The sequence below is a fragment of the Paenibacillus sp. NPDC093718 genome (genome assembly GCF_050279985.1).
Lineage (GTDB): Bacteria > Bacillota > Bacilli > Paenibacillales > Paenibacillaceae > Paenibacillus_AQ.
The window spans coordinates 44,597-63,844 of record NZ_JBNNUS010000017.1 but is presented as its reverse complement, the minus strand read 5'-3'; the positions used below and the strand labels follow the sequence as shown (position 1 = coordinate 63,844).

General features: G+C 46.7%; 35 protein-coding genes. All 35 read right to left on the bottom strand.

The window, feature by feature from the left end; genetic code table 11:
- Positions 1-18: 18 nt before the first annotated feature.
- The 35 genes from rpsI to tuf all read right to left on the bottom strand — a co-directional run bounded on the left by rpsI (position 19) and on the right by tuf (position 19,222).
- A complete protein-coding gene (gene rpsI / locus ACQKPA_RS31270) occupies positions 19-411 on the bottom strand; it encodes a 30S ribosomal protein S9 (protein ID WP_006212891.1) in 393 nt (130 codons plus the stop codon).
- A 20-nt stretch (positions 412-431) separates the two neighbouring features.
- Positions 432-869, bottom strand: coding sequence for a 50S ribosomal protein L13 (gene rplM, locus ACQKPA_RS31265; RefSeq protein ID WP_071221009.1), 438 nt, complete (start codon positions 867-869; stop codon positions 432-434).
- Positions 870-1,178: 309 nt separating this feature from the next.
- Positions 1,179-1,961 (bottom strand): tRNA pseudouridine(38-40) synthase TruA, encoded by a 783-nt coding sequence (gene truA, locus ACQKPA_RS31260; RefSeq protein WP_427496217.1) that lies wholly within the window; start codon positions 1,959-1,961, stop codon positions 1,179-1,181.
- 313 nt (positions 1,962-2,274) lie between these two features.
- Entirely contained in the window at positions 2,275-2,640 is a 366-nt protein-coding gene (gene rplQ / locus ACQKPA_RS31255) for a 50S ribosomal protein L17 (RefSeq protein ID WP_071221011.1), read from the bottom strand.
- A 39-nt stretch (positions 2,641-2,679) separates the two neighbouring features.
- The gene (locus tag ACQKPA_RS31250; RefSeq protein WP_071221012.1) at positions 2,680-3,624 is read right to left on the bottom strand and encodes a DNA-directed RNA polymerase subunit alpha; all 945 of its coding nucleotides are present in this window, start codon (positions 3,622-3,624) and stop codon (positions 2,680-2,682) included.
- 134 nt (positions 3,625-3,758) lie between these two features.
- Positions 3,759-4,154: a 30S ribosomal protein S11 gene (gene rpsK / locus ACQKPA_RS31245; RefSeq protein ID WP_009589209.1), complete on the bottom strand. Its 396-nt coding sequence runs from the start codon at positions 4,152-4,154 to the stop codon at positions 3,759-3,761.
- A gap of 19 nt (positions 4,155-4,173) precedes the next feature.
- On the bottom strand, positions 4,174-4,542 hold the full coding sequence (rpsM, locus tag ACQKPA_RS31240) for a 30S ribosomal protein S13 (protein ID WP_006212897.1): 369 nt from the start codon (positions 4,540-4,542) through the stop codon (positions 4,174-4,176).
- 20 nt (positions 4,543-4,562) lie between these two features.
- On the bottom strand, positions 4,563-4,676 hold the full coding sequence (gene rpmJ, locus ACQKPA_RS31235; RefSeq protein ID WP_003333770.1) for a 50S ribosomal protein L36: 114 nt from the start codon (positions 4,674-4,676) through the stop codon (positions 4,563-4,565).
- A gap of 131 nt (positions 4,677-4,807) precedes the next feature.
- Positions 4,808-5,023 (bottom strand): translation initiation factor IF-1, encoded by a 216-nt coding sequence (gene infA, locus ACQKPA_RS31230; protein ID WP_006212898.1) that lies wholly within the window; start codon positions 5,021-5,023, stop codon positions 4,808-4,810.
- 2 nt (positions 5,024-5,025) lie between these two features.
- Positions 5,026-5,331, bottom strand: a complete 306-nt coding sequence (locus ACQKPA_RS31225) for a KOW domain-containing RNA-binding protein (protein ID WP_113061149.1) — start codon at positions 5,329-5,331, stop codon at positions 5,026-5,028.
- A 9-nt stretch (positions 5,332-5,340) separates the two neighbouring features.
- Positions 5,341-6,093, bottom strand: coding sequence for a type I methionyl aminopeptidase (map, locus tag ACQKPA_RS31220; RefSeq protein ID WP_006212900.1), 753 nt, complete (start codon positions 6,091-6,093; stop codon positions 5,341-5,343).
- Between the two features lie 5 nt (positions 6,094-6,098).
- Positions 6,099-6,743, bottom strand: coding sequence for an adenylate kinase (locus tag ACQKPA_RS31215; protein WP_427496216.1), 645 nt, complete (start codon positions 6,741-6,743; stop codon positions 6,099-6,101).
- Positions 6,744-6,832: 89 nt separating this feature from the next.
- Positions 6,833-8,131, bottom strand: coding sequence for a preprotein translocase subunit SecY (gene secY / locus ACQKPA_RS31210; RefSeq protein WP_427496215.1), 1,299 nt, complete (start codon positions 8,129-8,131; stop codon positions 6,833-6,835).
- The gene (rplO, locus tag ACQKPA_RS31205; protein WP_006212903.1) at positions 8,131-8,571 is read right to left on the bottom strand and encodes a 50S ribosomal protein L15; all 441 of its coding nucleotides are present in this window, start codon (positions 8,569-8,571) and stop codon (positions 8,131-8,133) included. The genes secY and rplO overlap by 1 nt, the downstream gene beginning before the upstream one ends.
- Positions 8,572-8,617: 46 nt before the next feature.
- Positions 8,618-8,803: a 50S ribosomal protein L30 gene (gene rpmD / locus ACQKPA_RS31200; protein WP_006212904.1), complete on the bottom strand. Its 186-nt coding sequence runs from the start codon at positions 8,801-8,803 to the stop codon at positions 8,618-8,620.
- Positions 8,804-8,815: 12 nt separating this feature from the next.
- Positions 8,816-9,313 carry a 30S ribosomal protein S5 gene (rpsE, locus tag ACQKPA_RS31195; RefSeq protein WP_009589212.1) on the bottom strand — a complete coding sequence of 166 codons (498 nt, stop codon included), beginning with the start codon at positions 9,311-9,313 and terminating at the stop codon, positions 8,816-8,818.
- 26 nt (positions 9,314-9,339) lie between these two features.
- Positions 9,340-9,708, bottom strand: coding sequence for a 50S ribosomal protein L18 (rplR, locus tag ACQKPA_RS31190; RefSeq protein WP_071221017.1), 369 nt, complete (start codon positions 9,706-9,708; stop codon positions 9,340-9,342).
- A 111-nt stretch (positions 9,709-9,819) separates the two neighbouring features.
- Positions 9,820-10,362 carry a 50S ribosomal protein L6 gene (gene rplF, locus ACQKPA_RS31185; protein ID WP_071221018.1) on the bottom strand — a complete coding sequence of 181 codons (543 nt, stop codon included), beginning with the start codon at positions 10,360-10,362 and terminating at the stop codon, positions 9,820-9,822.
- Between the two features lie 29 nt (positions 10,363-10,391).
- Entirely contained in the window at positions 10,392-10,790 is a 399-nt protein-coding gene (gene rpsH / locus ACQKPA_RS31180; protein WP_006212908.1) for a 30S ribosomal protein S8, read from the bottom strand.
- A gap of 33 nt (positions 10,791-10,823) precedes the next feature.
- Complete coding sequence (locus ACQKPA_RS31175; protein ID WP_074961883.1) at positions 10,824-11,009, bottom strand: type Z 30S ribosomal protein S14; 186 nt, start codon at positions 11,007-11,009, stop codon at positions 10,824-10,826.
- Between the two features lie 46 nt (positions 11,010-11,055).
- The gene (gene rplE / locus ACQKPA_RS31170) at positions 11,056-11,598 is read right to left on the bottom strand and encodes a 50S ribosomal protein L5 (protein ID WP_007132558.1); all 543 of its coding nucleotides are present in this window, start codon (positions 11,596-11,598) and stop codon (positions 11,056-11,058) included.
- Positions 11,599-11,626: 28 nt separating this feature from the next.
- Complete coding sequence (gene rplX, locus ACQKPA_RS31165; protein ID WP_006212910.1) at positions 11,627-11,983, bottom strand: 50S ribosomal protein L24; 357 nt, start codon at positions 11,981-11,983, stop codon at positions 11,627-11,629.
- 77 nt (positions 11,984-12,060) lie between these two features.
- The gene (rplN, locus tag ACQKPA_RS31160; RefSeq protein WP_006212911.1) at positions 12,061-12,429 is read right to left on the bottom strand and encodes a 50S ribosomal protein L14; all 369 of its coding nucleotides are present in this window, start codon (positions 12,427-12,429) and stop codon (positions 12,061-12,063) included.
- 36 nt (positions 12,430-12,465) lie between these two features.
- Entirely contained in the window at positions 12,466-12,732 is a 267-nt protein-coding gene (gene rpsQ / locus ACQKPA_RS31155) for a 30S ribosomal protein S17 (RefSeq protein WP_427496214.1), read from the bottom strand.
- Between the two features lie 44 nt (positions 12,733-12,776).
- Positions 12,777-12,974, bottom strand: a complete 198-nt coding sequence (gene rpmC / locus ACQKPA_RS31150) for a 50S ribosomal protein L29 (protein WP_007132561.1) — start codon at positions 12,972-12,974, stop codon at positions 12,777-12,779.
- The gene (rplP, locus tag ACQKPA_RS31145) at positions 12,964-13,398 is read right to left on the bottom strand and encodes a 50S ribosomal protein L16 (protein ID WP_009589221.1); all 435 of its coding nucleotides are present in this window, start codon (positions 13,396-13,398) and stop codon (positions 12,964-12,966) included. The genes rpmC and rplP overlap by 11 nt, the downstream gene beginning before the upstream one ends.
- Positions 13,399-13,400: 2 nt before the next feature.
- Complete coding sequence (gene rpsC, locus ACQKPA_RS31140) at positions 13,401-14,066, bottom strand: 30S ribosomal protein S3 (RefSeq protein ID WP_006212915.1); 666 nt, start codon at positions 14,064-14,066, stop codon at positions 13,401-13,403.
- A gap of 13 nt (positions 14,067-14,079) precedes the next feature.
- A complete protein-coding gene (gene rplV / locus ACQKPA_RS31135) occupies positions 14,080-14,412 on the bottom strand; it encodes a 50S ribosomal protein L22 (protein ID WP_015737624.1) in 333 nt (110 codons plus the stop codon).
- A gap of 36 nt (positions 14,413-14,448) precedes the next feature.
- Positions 14,449-14,724 (bottom strand): 30S ribosomal protein S19, encoded by a 276-nt coding sequence (rpsS, locus tag ACQKPA_RS31130; RefSeq protein ID WP_023964919.1) that lies wholly within the window; start codon positions 14,722-14,724, stop codon positions 14,449-14,451.
- A gap of 73 nt (positions 14,725-14,797) precedes the next feature.
- Positions 14,798-15,628: a 50S ribosomal protein L2 gene (gene rplB / locus ACQKPA_RS31125; RefSeq protein WP_427496213.1), complete on the bottom strand. Its 831-nt coding sequence runs from the start codon at positions 15,626-15,628 to the stop codon at positions 14,798-14,800.
- A 29-nt stretch (positions 15,629-15,657) separates the two neighbouring features.
- Positions 15,658-15,951 (bottom strand): 50S ribosomal protein L23, encoded by a 294-nt coding sequence (gene rplW, locus ACQKPA_RS31120; RefSeq protein WP_006212919.1) that lies wholly within the window; start codon positions 15,949-15,951, stop codon positions 15,658-15,660.
- Entirely contained in the window at positions 15,951-16,574 is a 624-nt protein-coding gene (rplD, locus tag ACQKPA_RS31115; protein ID WP_009589231.1) for a 50S ribosomal protein L4, read from the bottom strand. Before rplD ends, rplW begins: the two co-directional genes overlap by 1 nt.
- A gap of 26 nt (positions 16,575-16,600) precedes the next feature.
- Entirely contained in the window at positions 16,601-17,224 is a 624-nt protein-coding gene (gene rplC / locus ACQKPA_RS31110) for a 50S ribosomal protein L3 (RefSeq protein WP_009589211.1), read from the bottom strand.
- A 41-nt stretch (positions 17,225-17,265) separates the two neighbouring features.
- A complete protein-coding gene (gene rpsJ / locus ACQKPA_RS31105; RefSeq protein WP_006212922.1) occupies positions 17,266-17,574 on the bottom strand; it encodes a 30S ribosomal protein S10 in 309 nt (102 codons plus the stop codon).
- Positions 17,575-18,031: 457 nt separating this feature from the next.
- The gene (gene tuf / locus ACQKPA_RS31100; RefSeq protein ID WP_071221020.1) at positions 18,032-19,222 is read right to left on the bottom strand and encodes an elongation factor Tu; all 1,191 of its coding nucleotides are present in this window, start codon (positions 19,220-19,222) and stop codon (positions 18,032-18,034) included.
- Positions 19,223-19,248 lie beyond the last annotated feature (26 nt).

Here is a 19,248-nt window from a genome sequence, read left to right as displayed (position 1 = left end):
CTTCGTAAATCGCAAATATTAACGTTTGGAGAACTGAGGAGCGCGACGAGCTGCTTTAAGACCGTATTTTTTACGCTCTTTCATACGAGGGTCGCGAGTCAGGAATCCAGCTCTTTTCAGAGAAGGACGGAATTCTGGATCTGCTTTCAGAAGAGCACGGGAGATACCGTGACGGATTGCTCCAGCTTGACCGGAGATGCCGCCACCGTGAGCGATGACAAGCACGTCATATTTGCCCAGTGTTTCTGTCAGATTCAAAGGTTGTTTAACGATCAGCTTGAGTGTTTCCAAACCGAAATATTCATTAATATCACGTTTATTGATGACAATGCGTCCTTCACCCGGTACGAGGCGTACACGTGCTACCGAGTGTTTACGACGACCTGTCCCATAGTATTGTACTTGTGCCATGAAACTGTCCTCCTTTTTAATTAACCGCGAAGTTCGTAAGCTTCTGGTTTTTGTGCTTCATGTGGATGTGCTGTGCCTGCATATGCTTTCAGTCTCAGCTTCATTTTCTCGCCCATGCGAGTTTTAGGAAGCATGCCGTGAACCGCGCTTTCGATTACACGCTCTGGGTATTTCGCAATCAGGTCTTGAGCTGTAGTTACTTTCAATCCACCTGGATGCAGGGAGTGACGATAGTATTTTTTGTTCTCCATCTTTTTGCCAGTGAGGTGGATTTTCTCGGCGTTGATAACAACCACGAAATCCCCTGTGTCAACATGTGGAGTGAATTGAGGCTTATGTTTGCCGCGGATCAGAGCCGCAACTTCACTTGCCAAACGGCCAAGCGTCTTGCCTTCGGCATCAACGATGTACCATTTGCGCTCAACTTCATTTGGCTTCGCCATATAGGTGGTACGCATGTATAGTTCCTCCTTGTATTCGTCCGAAAATCATCATTAATTTTCATTATTTATCTTCATTCATGTTTAAAGCATTGTCATGGTGTTGCAGTCTTGCATTCGGCATTTTCTTAACCGGGGCTGTGGGAGAGCCGTTAAGAAAACACAACTTATATAATACAGGATTACGCCCACTTCCGCAAGTGTTTTTTGGTTTTCCACCTTACACCATGCGTGTCATTCAAACAAGTCGCCCATCACATCCAGAAGCGATTTCTTCTTCTTTATGTGATCGCCTTATCCGTGGTCTGATACCGACGGGCATTGAGGTTAATCCTTTCCGGCGATATCATACTCCACTTCCCATAACATCAGGCCCTTGCCCATGGCTGTTGGACCTGCTGCTGCCCGGTTTTTGGCTTCCAGTATGACCAACATATCATCCGGATGGCGCTTGCCTTCCCCTACCTCAATCAACGTCCCCATTATGATCCGAACCATATGCTGCAGAAACCCATTCCCGGATACGTACGTATGAATGACTCCTTGATCTCTCGTGCCCGGACGGCACATGGACACATCCCTCTCGATCCAAGCATCAAAAATAGTACGAACATGGGACGGCTTCGTCGACTTCCGTGACGCAAACGTTGTATAGTCGTGCGTTCCGATCAGATGAGAAAGTCCCTGCTCCATGGCTGCGATATCCAGTTTCCCATGATGATGGATCTGGTACCGCCGATTGAATAGATCCGGATATTGGTTTGCATTGATGGTAAAACGATAGGTTTTGCGTTTCGCTGCGTGGCGGGAATGGAATTCCATGGGTACCTCCATCGCATCCGAAACCACGATATCTTCCGGCAGCCAGGTGTTTAATGCCATACACCAACGCTCTACGGGGATTGGAGAAGCTGTGTAGAAATTGAATACTTGGGCACGAGCATGCACCCCAGCATCTGTCCGGCCAGAAGCCGTAATCTTGAGCTGTTCACCAGACAAGCGGCGGATCGCTTCCTCCAAATAGTCCTGAATCGTGTGGCCACCGGGCTGGGTCTGAAAGCCGTTATAATCGGTACCGTCGTAACTGACCTTCATCAGAAGATTACGCATTGCTGACCTCCTGAGTATAGCGGAAGTTTTCTTGCGATTATAGAATGTCATCAGCTTCACTGATAACTTATACATTCTATATCTATCAAAAAAAGAGCCCCATAGGAGCTCCTTTTCATCATGTTAAGCCGAACCCTTCGAGTCAGCCACATGACTAGAAGGTCCCCGTTATTGTTGCCCATGGAGTAGTCGAGACGAGTCGAACCAGATGATCGACTATATCTCGCACCACTTCCCGTTCATGGCTCCAAGAATAAACATCTACAGAGCCGGGCATACATAACTACAGTCACTTCAATGGAACAAAGCTATATTACGCGCGATCTACCAGTTCCAAGTAAACCATTGGAGCTGCGTCACCACGACGAGGTCCCAGTTTCAGGATACGAGTGTATCCGCCTGGACGCTCGGAGTAACGAGGAGCGATTTCGGAGAACAATTTTTGGATTGCATCTTGTTCACCGTCTACTGTTTCACGACGCACGAATGCAGCTACTTGACGACGAGCGTGAAGATCACCTTTTTTTGCTTTTGTGATCAACTTCTCAGCGATCGAACGAACTTCTTTCGCTTTGGCTTCAGTCGTTTGAATGCGCTCATATAAGAAAAGGTCGGTTACCAGGTCACGGAACAACGCTTTACGCGCACTGGAATCGCGGCCCAACTTTTGGTATGCCATGTGTTTTTCCCTCCTTTGCTAAGCTAAGCCGAATCTATGCTATTCTTCCGTACGAAGTCCCAGGCCCAACTCTTCAAGCTTCTCTTGAACTTCCTCCAAGGATTTGCGTCCGAGATTCCGGACTTTCATCATATCCTCTTCGGTTTTCGTGGTCAGCTCTTGTACCGTATTAATGCCGGCACGTTTCAAGCAGTTGTAGGAACGAACGGAAAGATCCAGCTCTTCGATCGTCATTTCAAGCACTTTTTCTTTCTTGTCTTCTTCTTTCTCAACCATGATCTCTGCATCCTTCGCTTCGTCGGTCAGACCTACGAAGAGGAACAGATGCTCAGTCAAGATTTTCGCGCCGAGACTAACAGCTTCTTCCGGTCGGATGCTGCCATCCGTCCAAATTTCAAGCGTCAGTTTATCGTAGTTGGTTACTTGACCAACACGCGTATTTTCCACACCGTAGTTAACACGGCTAATCGGAGTATAGATCGAATCGACGGGAATGACGCCGATAGGCTGGTCATCGCGTTTGTTCCGATCCGCCTGGACATAGCCACGACCGCGACTGGCAAAAATACGCATATGAAGTCTTGCACCAGGGCCGAGCGTTGCAATATGAAGATCTGGATTCAGAATCTCCACATCACTATCCGCACGGATGTCACCAGCAGTAACAACCCCTTCACCCTCCGCATCAATCTCGAACACTTTCTCTTCATCGGAATGAATTTTCAGAGACAAAGCTTTCAGGTTCAGGATGACCTCGGTCACGTCTTCCATGACACCCGGAATCGTGGAAAATTCATGCAGTACGCCATCGATTTGAATCGATGTGACTGCAGCTCCCGGTAGTGAGGATAACAAGATGCGGCGAAGCGAGTTCCCCAGCGTCGTGCCATACCCTCTCTCCAGAGGCTCAACTACGAATTTCCCATAGGTTCCATCTTCATTGACATCAACGGTCTCAATTTTCGGCTTTTCGATTTCAATCACGCAAGTACCCCTCCTTCAAACGTCGCTCCTATATGAAACTGTCATCTTATCCAGTAATCCATGTAGTAGTATGCCTAAACAACCATTATTAGCAGATTGCAACGGATTTATACCACATTAACAGGATGACTTCATTATACGCGACGACGTTTTGGTGGGCGGCATCCGTTATGTGGAATTGGTGTAACGTCTTTGATCAGGTTGACTTCGAGACCTGCTGCTTGCAGAGAACGAATTGCTGCTTCACGACCAGCACCAGGACCTTTAACCATTACTTCCACCGCTTTCATACCGTGTTCCATAGCCGCTTTGGCAGCTGTTTCAGCAGCCATTTGCGCAGCGAACGGGGTCGACTTACGGGAACCTTTAAATCCAAGGCCGCCGGAGCTTGCCCAAGAAATCGCGTTTCCGTGAGGATCCGTAATCGTTACGATTGTATTGTTGAATGTGGAGCGGATATGAGCCACGCCACTTTCAATATTTTTGCGGTCACGACGTTTAGTACGTACGACTTTTTTTGGTTTAGCCATTGTCTATTATCCCCCTTTCTTATTTCTTCTTGTTCGCTACGGTACGACGAGGACCTTTACGTGTACGAGCATTCGTTTTAGTACGTTGACCACGAACAGGCAATCCACGACGGTGACGAATACCGCGGTAGCAGCCGATCTCCGTGAGACGTTTAATATTTAAGGAAATTTCACGACGCAGGTCACCTTCTACCTTAACCATACCATCGATCGTTTCGCGCAATTTGCTGACTTCATCTTCTGTCAAATCACGGACACGAGTGTCTGCATTGATTCCAGTTTCTTTCAGTACTTTCTGGGAAGTCGTTTTACCGATTCCGAAAATGTAAGTCAAGGCGATCTCAACGCGTTTGTCACGTGGCAAATCCACACCAGCTATACGAGCCATTTTACGCTACACCCCCTTCTTTAACCTTGTTTTTGTTTGTGTTTCGGATTTTCACAGATAACCATTACGTTCCCTTTGCGGCGAATGACTTTGCATTTTTCGCAAATAGGCTTTACAGAAGGTCTTACCTTCATGCTAATTACCTCCTCCAAGTTTTACATTGTAAAACCAGCTTCGAAACTAAAGTAGTTTGTTACCGCTGCTGAGTTTTACGTCAGTAAAACCGCTTCGCAGCTTTCCTTGATTCCCCAGGGGAACCTTGAATCTATTTACGGTACGTGATACGACCTTTGGTTAAATCATACGGCGAGAGTTGAACAACCACTTTGTCTCCTGTAAGGATACGGATAAAGTGCATCCGCAGCTTTCCGGAAACATGAGCGAGAATTTGATGACCATTCTCCAGCTCGACTTTAAAGGTAGCATTCGGCAACGGCTCAATGACCGTTCCTTCGACTTCAATGACATCTTCTTTAGCCACAGTTAGTCTCCTTTCTGATCTGCCTTGGATTTATCGGATACAAACCGGTCCAGTGCGAAACGCAGTTTACCGTTTGTAACCCGACCGCTTTCTTGCAAACTGTTTACCACTTCACTGCTAATGTAGGATTGAGGTTCGAGATGAAGAACATTCTTCTTCTTGGCCCCGTCAAACTTGCGTTTGTCCCCATCCGCGATCCACACGAACCTGCTGTCCTCAATCGAAACGATAACGGCATACTGTCCGGCATCTCTGCCTTTCAGTATCTTAACAATCTGCCCGGGCTGAAGCGTGACTTCATTATTCATGTTATCACCCTATTCCGGAAGCTTCGTCAAAATTTCCATGCCATCCGGCGTGACTGCTACCGTATGCTCGAAGTGAGCACATAGTGAGCCGTCTACCGTTACAACCGTCCAGTTGTCTTCCAGCGTCTTGACGTTCCGCTTACCTGCGTTGACCATCGGCTCAATCGCGAGCACCATGCCCGGTTTGAGTCTTGGTCCGCGGTCAGGGATGCCATAGTTCGGAATTTGCGGATCCTCATGCAGATCGGTACCCACACCATGACCAACGTATTCCCGGACGACAGAGAAACCTGCATCCTCGATATGACGCTGTATGGCATGAGAGATTGTAAACAAGCGGACATCGGGTTTGATTAGCGCAAGTCCAGCATAGAGCGATCCTTCCGTTACGTCCAGCAGACGCTGGGCCTCTTCGGAAATCTCTCCTACAGCGTAGGTCCATGCCGAGTCACCATGGTAACCCTGGTACTGTGCACCGATATCAAACGTAACGATATCGCCCTCGATTAATTTGCGTTTGCCTGGAAATCCATGCACCAATTCTTCGTTGACTGATGCGCAAATGCTGGAAGGAAATCCGTTGTAGCCTTTAAAAGATGGCACAGCGCCTTGGCTTCGAATGAACTTGTCGGCCATAAGGTCAAGTTCCCCGGTCGTAATGCCCGGTTCTACATGAGCGGCAAGGAGTTTGTGGCATTCCGCCACGATCCTTCCTGCTTCTCTCATCAAGCTCAGTTCCGTTTCGGATTTACAAATGATCATTATACTTAACCTCTCAGTATAGACGCAATTTGTGATGAAACCGCGTCGATTTCCTGATCACCATCGATTTGACGCAAAAGACCTTTGTTCTCATAAAACGTGAGGAGTGGTGCTGTTTTGTTGATATATTCGTCTAAACGAATGCCGACGCTCTCTTCGTTATCATCGGAGCGTTGGTACAATTCGCCGCCGCATTTATCACAAATGCCTTCCTGTTTAGGAGGATTAAAGATCACATGATAAGTCGAACTACAGTTTTTGCAAATCCGGCGGCCGGTAAGGCGAGCCAGAAGCTTTTCCCGATCAACTTTCAGGTTGATGACGTGATCAAGACCAGTATTCAAGCGGGCGAGAATCTCATCCAGCGCTTCCGCTTGCGAAAGGGTTCTTGGAAAACCGTCCAATAAAAAACCTTTTTCGCAATCGGACTGCTGCAGTCGCTCTTCCACAATACCAATCGTAACGTCATCCGGTACCAGCAGACCCTGATCCATGAATTCCTTCGCTTTAATCCCGATGGGAGTTCCTTGTTTGATCGCGAGACGAAATGCATCGCCCGTTGAAATATGAGGAATACCGAATTCATTCACGATGTTCTCTGCTTGCGTCCCTTTTCCTGCCCCAGGAGGACCCATGAATAAGATGTTCACCTTACGTCACTCCCTCCCCTTGATTGACTAGCAAGAACAACACAATAGGCGCCGGGAAGCGATACAGACCACTCGCCGGAACCTATCGCCTATTTATTGATAAAACCTTTGTAATGACGTTTGATCAGTTGGCTTTCGATCTGCTTCATCGTATCCAGTGCAACACCGACCACGATCAAGAGGGACGTACCACCAATCTGAACCGTACGCGGAAGACCTGCAAGTGATCCAAAGAACACCGGAAGTACGGAGATCACGGCCAGGAACAGAGCTCCTGTCATGGTCAGACGGGTCATAACCCGGGTCAGATACTTCTCGGTAGCTTTACCAGGACGAATACCTGGTACATAGCCGCCGTTCTTCTTCATATTATCAGCCATTTGGTTCGGGTTCATCTGCACGAAGGTGTAGAAGAACGTGAAACCAATGATCATGAGCACATACAGTACCATTCCAAGCGGGCTGTCATAAGCCAGGTTCGCCGTAATCCATTTTGACCAATTCTGGTGCGCCCAGAAGCTGGCAAGGATAACCGGGAATTGCAGCAATGACATCGCAAAGATTACCGGAATAACGCCTGCTCCGTTAATCTTCAGTGGAATGTGTGTGTTCTGTCCGCCGTACATTTTGTTTCCTACAACACGCTTCGCGTATTGAACCGGAATTTTACGGATACCTTGCTGAATGAATACAACACCGGTAATGATCAGAATCAAAATCAGAAGGATAATGACACCCTTCAGAATGTTCATAAACACTTGACCATCCTGAATGAAGTTCGATTCAATCGTTGTCCGAATGTGCATCGGAATACCAGCAGCGATACCAGCAAAGATAATGATCGAAATACCGTTACCGATTCCGCGTTCCGTAATCTGTTCACCGAGCCACATCAAGAATGATGTACCTGCAGTAAGTACGATCGCGATAACAACAAAGTCGATAAAGGTTGCTCCAGGAACCATTTCGGCGCCATACAGGCGGTTAAACCCGACGGACATACCGAATGCCTGGATCAAACCCAATATTACCGTACCATAACGTGTAATTTGAGCCAACTGTTTCTTCCCGTGTTCCCCTTGTTTGTTCCATTCCGCAAACTTTGGAATGACGTCCATCGACAGCAACTGCACGATAATGGACGCAGTAATATATGGAAATATCGAAAGGGCGAAGATCGAAAACTGCGATAGTGCGCCCCCCGAGAACGTGTTAAGAAGACCGAACAACTCATTGCCTGCCTGATTCGTCTGTGTAAAGACCTCTTTGTTAACACCGGGAACCGGAACAAAGGATCCAAGACGGAAGATGATCAGAACGAATAAGGTGAACAAAATACGCTTGCGAAGGTCATCCACACGCCATATATTTTTCAGGGTCTTAAACATTAGATCACCTCGGTTTTACCGCCGGCAGCCTCGATCTTCTCTACCGCAGATTGAGAAAACTTATTAGCTTTTACAGTCAAAGAAACGGTAACTTCACCGTTGCCAAGAATTTTGATTCCGCTCTTTGTATTGTTAACAATACCGCTCTCAACCAAAACTTCTGGAGTCACTTCAGTACCTGCTGCAAAGCTGTTAAGTTCTTCGATGTTCACAATCGCGTACTCTTTCCGAGTTGGGTTTACGAAACCGCGCTTCGGAAGACGACGATACAATGGGTTCTGTCCACCTTCGAAGCCTGGACGTACACCACCGCCGGAACGAGAGTTTTGTCCTTTGTGACCGCGACCCGACGTTTTACCCGTACCGCTACTAGTACCGCGTCCAACGCGCTTGCGCTCTTTGCGGGATCCAGGTGCTGGGCTCAGCTCATGTAACTTCATCGTTCGTTGCACCTCCTTAATATGTCCGGGAATAAACTGCCCGGGATTAACCTTCGATTTCTTTAACAGAAACCAGGTGATTTACTTTCTTGATCATTCCGCGAATTGCAGCATTGTCGCTTTGAACCACGGAATGGTTGATTTTGCGAAGTCCGAGTGTTTTCACGGTTGCACGCTGATCCTCTGGACGACCAATCACGCTGCGTACGAGGGTGATTTCAAGTTTAGCCATGAGATTCCCTCCTTAACCCAACAGCTCTTCGACGGATTTGCCGCGAAGCTTGGCAACATCTTCAACACGCTTCAGGCGGGACAACCCTTCCAAAGTCGCATTGACCATGTTCATGGAGTTCGAAGAACCTAGAGATTTTGTCAAAATGTCGCCTACGCCAGCCAGTTCAAGTACTGCACGAACCGGTCCGCCAGCGATAACTCCAGTACCTTCAGATGCCGGCTTCAACAATACTCGGCCTGCTCCGAAGTGACCTGTTACGAGGTGAGGAATAGTTGTTCCAACAAGTGGAATGTGAATCAGGTTTTTCTTAGCATCTTCAATACCTTTGCGGATTGCATCCGGTACTTCGCCTGCTTTACCGATACCTGCTCCTACCCAACCTTTGCCATCACCGACAACTACCAGTGCACTAAAGCTAAAGCGACGTCCGCCTTTTACAACTTTAGCAACGCGGTTAATGTTTACTACTCTTTCAGTCAGTTCTAAAGTGTTAGGATCTACACGCAAGTCGTTTACCTCCTTTTGAAAATATCTTAGAATTCAAGGCCTGCCTCGCGAGCTGCCTCTGCAAGTGCTTGAATACGTCCATGATACAAGTATCCACCACGATCGAATACGATCACTTTGTAACCTTTGTCTGCAGCACGTTTTGCAACGAGTTCGCCGACTTTACGAGCGGATTCAACGCTTCCGCCGTTCTTGATGTCGTTAGCCAGTTCTTTATCCAGCGTAGAAGCTGATGCCAAAGTCACGCCAGCCACGTCGTCGATCAATTGAGCATAGATGTGTTTCGAAGAACGGAACACGTTCAGACGTGGACGTTCTGCTGTGCCTTGGATTTTCTTACGGACACGCAGGTGTCTTTTCAGACGAGCTTTGTTCTTGTCTTGTTTCGTGATCATGCTTCCATTTCCTCCCTTCAGTTTTGCCTTAAGAGCTTCACTTTTAGACGCATCGGGTAAGTATGGGAGAAGAAGTAAGTTATCCACCAGGTGAATCCCCGGTTAGCTAACTTATTTCTTCTTACCAGCTTTACCTTCCTTACGGATAATGCGTTCACCTTCGTATTTAATACCTTTACCTTTGTAAGGCTCAGGCTCACGTACGGAACGAATCTTAGCAGCGTATGCACCTACGCGCTCTTTATCGATACCACGAACCGTGATTTTTGTGTTTGCCGGTACGTCGAACTCGATACCTGGCTCCGGTGTAATTTCAACTGGGTGGGAGTAACCCACGTTCAGAACGATTTTATCTCCGGATTTGCTTGCACGGTATCCGACACCTACCAACTCAAGGTTTTTCGAGAATCCTTCAGTTACACCGTTGACCATATTCGAGACAACGCTGCGGGTCGTGCCGTGAAGAGAGCGATGTGTTTTGTTGTCGGAAGGACGAACAACATTGATCTCGTTGTTTTCTACTGTAATTTGCATGTCTTTATGCAGTTCACGAGTCAAGGTACCTTTAGGTCCTTTAACAGTGATTACAGTGTTATCCAGTGTGACTTCCACACCGTTTGGAATAGCAATTGGTTTACGACCAATACGGGACATTCATTACACCTCCTATCTTGTGACGTTGATTACCATACGTAGCAGAGAACTTCTCCGCCAGCTTTGGATTGACGAGCTTCTTTGTCGGTCATAACTCCCTTAGACGTGGAGATGATCGCAATACCCAAACCACCAAGTACGCGAGGTACTTCGTTGCTCTTCGTGTAAACGCGAAGACCTGGTTTGCTGATTCTTTTCAGACCTGTGATTACACGCTCGTTGTTGGAACCATATTTCAGGAATACACGAATGATCCCTTGTTTATTGTCTTCCACAAACTCTGCATCACGGATGAAGCCTTCACGCTTCAAAATGTCAGCGATTTGTTTTTTAATCGTCGAAGCAGGCATTTCTACTGTTTCGTGGCGAACCGTGTTCGCGTTACGAATACGAGTTAGCATATCTGCAATTGGATCGGACATAGTCATGTAGGATAAACCTCCTTCCCGTTTATAAACTTCTTACCAGCTTGCTTTTTTCACGCCAGGAATCTGGCCTTTATAAGCTAATTCACGGAAACAAATTCTGCAAATTTTAAACTTCTGCAGTACCGAATGTGGGCGACCACAACGTTCACAACGGGTATATGCCCGTACTTTGTATTTCGGTGTACGTTGTTGTTTAACTTTCATCGAAGTTTTTGCCACTTAGCCTGACACCTCCTAAATAGTTTCGGAGAAAAGGACAACCGTCTTATTTCGCGAAAGGCATGCCCAGTTGAGCAAGCAGTTCACGGGATTCTTCGTCGGTTTTAGCAGTCGTTACGATAACGATATCCATACCGCGAACTTTATCCACTTTGTCATACTCAATTTCAGGGAAAATGAGTTGCTCTTTCAGACCGAGCGTATAGTTACCGCGTCCGTCAAATGCTTTGGTGGACACGCCTTGAAAGTCACGTACACGTGGAAGTGTAACGTTGAACAGCTTGTCGAGGAAGTAGTACATACGCTCACCGCGCAGTGTTACCTTCACACCGATAGGCATGTTCTCACGCAGTTTGAATCCCGCGATGGATTTCTTCGCACGGGTGATAACCGGTTTTTGACCAGCAATCAGCTGCATGTCGTTCACAGCGGAATCAAGCACCTTCGAGTTAGCTACAGCGTCACCTACACCCATGTTGATGACAACCTTCTCGATTTTTGGCACCTGCATTACTGTCTTATAGCTAAACTTCTGCATCAGAGCAGGAGTTACTTCGTTCAAAAAACGTTCTTTCATTCTTGCTGCCATGATTCAAGGACCTCCTTTCTAAACCGTCTTATTTATCGATAACTTCTCCGGATCTTTTTGCTACGCGAACTTTTTTACCGTTGTCCAGTACTTTGTAACCGATACGGGTTACTTTTCCGCTCTTCGGATCAACGTGCATAACGTTCGATACATGGATCGGAGCTTCCTTCTCGATGATACCGCCTTGTGGGTTCATTTGGTTTGGCTTCTGGTGCTTCTTGATCATGTTCACACCTTCAACCAAAACACGATTTTCACGAGGGTACGCTGCGATGACACGGCCTTTTTTGCCTTTGTCTTTACCGCTGATGACGATAACTGTATCATCTTTTTTCACGTGCAGTTTGTTGCTATGGGATTCCAGAACTTTTTTCACTTTAGGCATTCGTTACACCTCCTATGACTAGCCAGTTCAACTATTTATCGGGTTCCCGAAAAGTTACGTCACTTTTTGGGGTGTTATTAGATTACTTCCGGAGCCAAGGAAACGATTTTCATGTAGTCTCTTTCGCGAAGTTCGCGAGCAACTGGTCCGAAAATACGAGTTCCGCGTGGGCTTCTGTCGTCTTTAACAACAACAGCTGCATTCTCGTCAAATGAGATGTAAGATCCGTCTTTACGACGTACAGAACGTTTCGTACGAACGACTACCGCTCTTACTACATCACCCTTTTTGACAACGCCGCCTGGTGTTGCTTGTTTGACGGAACATACGATCAAATCACCGATTTGAGCTGTACGACGACCAGTACCACCCAATACGCGGATACACATCAGTTCCTTCGCACCGGAGTTGTCAGCAACAGCTAAACGTGTAAATGGTTGAATCATTTAAATTTCCTCCTTCCATCAAAAACTGATCATATCTTAGATGATAACCGCTTTTTCAACCACTTCTACCAATCTCCAGCGCTTGTCTTTGGAGAGAGGACGAGTTTCCATGATTTTAACGGTATCTCCGATTTGAGCTTGATTGTTCTCATCATGCGCTTTAAATTTTTTCGTGTATCTAATGCGTTTGTGATACAAATCATGCTTCTTATAAGTTTCAACAGCTACAACAATGGTTTTATCCATTTTATCGCTGACAACTTTACCAATTTGCACTTTACGAGCATTGCGTTCTTCGCTCATTTGTTAGCCTCCTTCCTGAATACAGAACAGCGAGTTCTGTTTCATTAACTAATCCCAAGTTCTCTTTCACGGATAACGGTTTTAGCACGAGCTATTTCTTTGCGAACGTCACGGATCCGAGTAGGGTTGTCAAGCTGGCCTGTGGCCAATTGAAAACGGAGGTTAAAGAGTTCCTCTTTAAATCCGGCGATTTTTTGCTCGATTTCTGCAGTGGTTAAGTTGCGCAGTTCATTAGCTTTCATTTGCTTCACCACCCACTTCTTCTCGTTTCACAAACTTCGTTTTAACAGGCAGCTTGTGAGCGGCGAGACGCATCGCTTCGCGGGCGATTTCCTCGGACACGCCTCCAAGTTCAAACATGATCTTGCCTGGTTTTACAACGGCAACCCATTTCTCAACGTTACCTTTACCGCTACCCATCCGCACTTCGAGAGGCTTTTGAGTAATCGGCTTATCTGGGAAAATCTTAATCCATACTTTACCGCCACGACGAATGTAACGAGTCATTGCGATACGAGCAGCCTCGATCTGACGGTTCGTGATCCAGCCTGGTTCTGTAGCTTGCAGACCAAATTCGCCGAAGTTCAGTTCAGTACCGCCTTTAGCTTGACCTCTCATATGGCCGCGCTGTTGTTTGCGGTGTTTTACACGTTTTGGTACCAACATGATTAGTTGCCTCCTTCCTGAGCAGCTTGTTTCTTAGCCGTAGGAAGAACCTCTCCACGATAGATCCATACTTTCACGCCGATACGGCCGTAAGTCGTATGCGCTTCTGCTGTACCATAGTCGATGTCTGCACGAAGCGTATGAAGTGGAACAGTTCCTTCACTGTAGCCTTCCGTACGAGCAATCTCGGCTCCGCCAAGACGTCCGCTGACCGATGTTTTAATCCCTTTTGCTCCAGAGCGCATAGTTCTTTGAATCGCTTGTTTCAGTGCACGACGGAAAGACACACGACGTTCCAGCTGTTGTGCAATGCTTTCAGCAACAAGAATAGCGTCCAGTTCAGGGTTTTTGATTTCAGAAATGTTAATGTGAACTTTTTTACCGCCGGCAATTTTAGTCACTTGTCCGCGCAGTACTTCTACTTCGGAACCACCTTTACCGATAACCATACCTGGCTTCGCAGTGTGGATCGTCACGTTCACACGATTAGCCGCTCTCTCGATTTCGATACGGGATACAGCGGAGTCTTTCAATTTATTTTTCAGGTATTCACGGATTTTCACGTCTTCCAGCAAAAGATCACCGAAGTCTTTGCCTGCATACCATTTGGATTCCCAATCACGGATAATACCGATACGGAGTCCTACTGGATTTACCTTTTGGCCCACACGTTTTCCCTCCTTATTTTTCAGCTACCACCAAAGTAATGTGGCTGGTGCGTTTATTGATCCGGCTTGCACGTCCCATCGCACGCGGGCGGAAACGTTTCATAGTCGGTCCCTGGTTGACATAAGCTTGCGTCACAACCAATTTAGTTACATCCAAAGAGTAGTTATGCTCAGCGTTAGCGATAGCCGAGTTCAAAAGCTTCTCAACAACCGGAGATGCAGCTTTCGGAGTGTGACGAAGAATTGCGATCGCTTCGCCGACTTGCTTACCGCGGATCAAGTCAACAACGAGTTGAGCTTTACGAGGAGCAATACGAATCGATCTAGCATGTGCTTTTGCTTCCATATGTTTAACCTCCTCTCAAACAAAGAGCTTCATTAATTATCTTCTTGTTTTCTTATCATCTTCATGACCTTTGTAAGTACGAGTTGGAGCGAACTCTCCCAACTTGTGTCCTACCATGTCCTCTGTTACATATACAGGTACATGCTTACGGCCATCGTATACTCCGAACGTGTGACCGATAAATTGCGGGAAAATAGTGGAGCGGCGGGACCAGGTTTTGATCACAGCCTTTTTGCTTGCGCTGTTCATGTCCTCCACTTTTTTGAGCAGATATCCGTCAATAAAAGGTCCTTTTTTCAAACTACGGCTCATATTGAAATCCTCCCTTCACCAAATTGTCTCGTTACCTTCGAGCCTGTCACGAAGTTATGCACTTAATCGCGCATTACTTCGTGCGGCGGCGAACGATATATTTGTCAGAAGCTTTACCTTTTTTACGTGTTTTGTAACCAAGGGTTGGTTTACCCCATGGAGACATAGGCGATTTACGTCCGATTGGAGCGCGGCCTTCACCACCACCGTGAGGGTGATCGTTAGGGTTCATTACCACACCACGTACTTCAGGACGTTGTCCAAGCCAGCGGCTACGACCAGCTTTACCGATTTTGATCAACTCATGGTCTTGGTTACCCACAGAACCGATGGTTGCACGGCAAACTTTCAGGATGCGACGAACTTCACCGGAAGAAAGACGAACAGTTACGTACTTTTCTTCTTTACCGAGAAGTTGAGCTTCTGTACCAGCAGCACGAACCAATTGTCCGCCTTTACCTGGTTTCAATTCAATGTTGTGGATAACGGTACCTACCGGAATGTTTTCCAGTGGAAGTGCGTTACCGATCTTGATGTCAGCACCTACTCCAGATACTACTTGGTCTCCAACTTTCAGACCTTTAGGAGCGATGATATAACGCTTTTCACCATCTACATAGTGAATCAGAGCGATGTTGGAAGTACGGTTCGGGTCGTATTCGATTGTAGCAACGCGACCTGGTATGCCGTCTTTATTCCGTTTGAAGTCGATGATACGGTATTTACGCTTGTGTCCGCCGCCATGGTGACGAACCGTAATTTTACCTTGGTTGTTACGGCCAGCTGTTTTGCTCAGCGGAGCCAAGAGCGATTTCTCCGGCTGATTCGTGGTGATTTCTTCGAAAGTCGACACGGACATGTTGCGTCGAGCCGGGGATGTCGGTTTATACTTTTTAATAGGCACTGAATTTTCCCTCCTTACTTAAGAAATTCTTATTCAACCGATTCAAAGAACTCGAGCGGTTTGCTGTCTGGAGCCAAAGTCACGATTGCCTTTTTCCATTCGGTTGTGTAACCGGAATAACGGCCATAACGCTTTGGTTTTGCAGGGACACGCATCGTATTCACGTTCGATACTTTAACTTTAAAAATAGATTCGACAGCTTGCTTGATCTCGGTCTTGTTAGCACGGATATCCACTTCAAAAGCATATTTCAGCTCTGCCATGTAGTCAGCCGTACGTTCCGTGATCACCGGGCGCTTGATTATATCGCGTGGGTCTTTCATTACGCGAGCACCTCCTCTACCTTCTGAACTGCTTCCTTCGTAATGATCAGTTGATCGTACGACAGTACGTCAAGAACATTAATGCCGTCAGCCGCTACGAATTTCACACCAGGAATATTACGTGCGGAAAGGGCTACATTATCATCATAGCTTGGAGCAACAATCAGAGCTTTGCGGCCTACTTTCAGGTTGCTAAGAATGTTAGCAAACTCTTTCGTTTTCGGCGTATTCAGCGTCAATTGATCCAATACGATAATTGCGTTGTCAATCACTTTGGAAGACAATGCGGATTTAATAGCCAAACGACGGACTTTCTTAGGAAGTTTAAATGTGTAGCTGCGCGGAGTTGGTCCAAATACCACGCCGCCGCCTTTCCATTGTGGAGAACGGATCGAACCTTGACGAGCACGGCCAGTACCTTTTTGTTTCCAAGGCTTACGTCCGCCGCCGCGTACTTCAGAACGTCCTTTTACTTTGTGGGTACCGCGACGAAGGGAAGCGCGCTGCAACAATACTGCACTGTGCAGTACGTGTGCGTTCGGCTCGATGCCAAATACAGCTTCATTCAATTCTACTTCGCCAACTTGGCTACCGCTGACATTATAAAGTGCTACTTTAGGCATTGTTTGTTCCTCCTTTCTTTAGGCGATTATTTCTTCACCGTTTCTTTGATTTGAACGAAACCTTTTTTAGGTCCAGGAATGGAGCCTTTAACAAGGATTACGTTACGCTCTGCATCGACTTTAACAACTTCGAGCTTTTGAATCGTAACTGTCTCATTGCCCATGTGACCTGGCAGACGTTTTCCTTTAGGAACACGGTTTGCCTGGATCGAACCCATGGAACCTGGTCTACGGTGATAACGGGAACCGTGAGACATTGGTCCGCGGCTTTGGCCCCAACGCTTGATTACACCTTGGAAACCTTTACCCTTGGAAATACCCGTTACGTCAACAAATTCGCCTTCTGCGAAGACATCAGCCTTCAGCTCTTGTCCAACCTCGACACTCGCGAGGTCAACACCGCGAATTTCGCGAACGTAGCGCTTAGGCGCAGTGTTTGCTTTTTTCGCATGGCCTGCTTCTGGTTTGTTAGATCTGTTCTCTTTCTTATCAGAGAAACCGACTTGAATCGCTTCGTATCCGTCGTTTTCCAGATCTTTCTTTTGAAGAACAACACAAGGACCTGCTTCGATAACCGTTACAGGAATTACAACACCCTCAGGGGTAAACACTTGAGTCATTCCGAGCTTTCTACCTAAGATACCTTTCATGTTGACACCTCTTTTCTCTTCTCTAATTCATTATGCAATTCTTACAGTTTGATTTCGATATCTACACCGGACGGCAGGTCCAAGCGCATCAAGGCATCCACAGTTTGTGGAGTCGGGTTCACGATGTCGATCAAGCGTTTATGTGTACGCATTTCGAACTGTTCCCGAGAATCCTTATACTTGTGTACCGCACGGAGAATGGTAATTATTTGTTTCTCAGTTGGAAGCGGGATCGGACCGGATACACCAGCACCCGAACGTTTTGCTGTCTCAACAATTTTCTCAGCGGATTGATCAAGAACTCTGTGGTCGTATGCTTTCAAGCGAATACGAATTTTTTGCTTTGCCATTTTATTCCCTCCTTCTATCGCCCAATTTGGTATCGGACATACTCCGCGAAAATTTTCCAACCACCTGCCTCATGGCAAAGGGGCCGGGTGTGTCGGTAACCTCTCGCATCATCGCAACGTCGCAGAACAACATTCACTATTATATATAAAAGATAGGCGTATTGCAAGCACTAATTCATAATTAATATGCATTTGCATCATTAACCGAAAGTTGCAGGACTTGGTTAATAGATTCCATCGCTTCCGCATATCATATTGTACCGAGATCTCTCTTCTATATAATAGATTGTTCCGAATCTAAGTGCTGACATTCATCAGAGATTGTAATCGGGTAATTTGGGCTGTTCTCAAAAGAAAAAGAGCCTGATCCAAAGGATCAGACTCTTTTATCAGGACATCACATTGTTGCTAGTTACAATACAGTGTTGCTATATTCAAGGCTATTCGTAAGCCTTAATTATTTAATGATGGAAGCAACGGAACCAGCACCTACGGTACGGCCGCCTTCACGAATGGAGAATTTAGTTCCTTCTTCAATCGCGATTGGGTTGATCAGGTTAACCGTTACAGTGATGTTATCACCAGGCATAACCATTTCAGAACCCTCTGGCAAGTTGATCACACCAGTTACGTCCGTAGTACGGAAGTAGAACTGTGGACGGTAGCCAGTGAAGAAAGGCTTATGACGTCCGCCTTCTTCTTTGCTCAGTACGTATACTTGAGCTGTGAACTCTGTGTGTGGTTTAACGGAAGCAGGCTTAGCAAGTACTTGACCGCGCTCGATTTGAGTACGCTCAACACCACGAAGCAATGCACCGATGTTGTCACCAGCTTGTGCGGAATCCAGCAATTTACGGAACATCTCAACGCCCGTAACAACGGATTTCTTAGTTTCTTCAGCGATACCAACGATTTCGATCTCGTCACCAACTTTGATCGTACCACGCTCTACACGACCTGTAGCAACGGTACCACGACCAGTGATGGAGAATACGTCCTCGACAGGCATCAAGAAAGGCTTGTCAGTGTCGCGCTCAGGCAATGGGATGTACTCGTCGATTGTTTTGAACATTTCAACGATTTTTTGCGCCCATTCGCCATCTGGGTTTTGCAGAGCTTCACGAGCGGAACCACGAGTGATCGGAGTGTCGTCGCCTGGGAAGTCATACTCGCTCAGAAGGTCGCGAACTTCCATTTCAACCAATTCCAAGAGCTCTTCGTCTTCAACCATGTCGCATTTGTTCAGGAATACAACGATGTAAGGAACGCCTACTTGGCGGGACAACAGGATGTGCTCGCGAGTTTGCGGCATTGGGCCGTCAGCTGCGGATACAACCAGGATCGCTCCGTCCATTTGAGCAGCACCAGTGATCATGTTTTTAACATAGTCAGCGTGACCTGGGCAGTCAACGTGTGCGTAGTGACGAGTATCAGTTTCGTATTCAACGTGAGCAGTGGAGATTGTGATACCGCGCTCGCGCTCTTCTGGAGCTTTGTCGATTTGGTCGAATGCTACAGCAGCACCACCGTAAGTTTTGGACAATACAGTTGTGATTGCAGCAGTCAGAGTTGTTTTACCATGGTCAACGTGACCGATAGTACCGATGTTAACATGGGGTTTCGTACGTTCGTATTTAGCCTTTGCCATTTGAACAATTCCTCCTTAAGGGGATT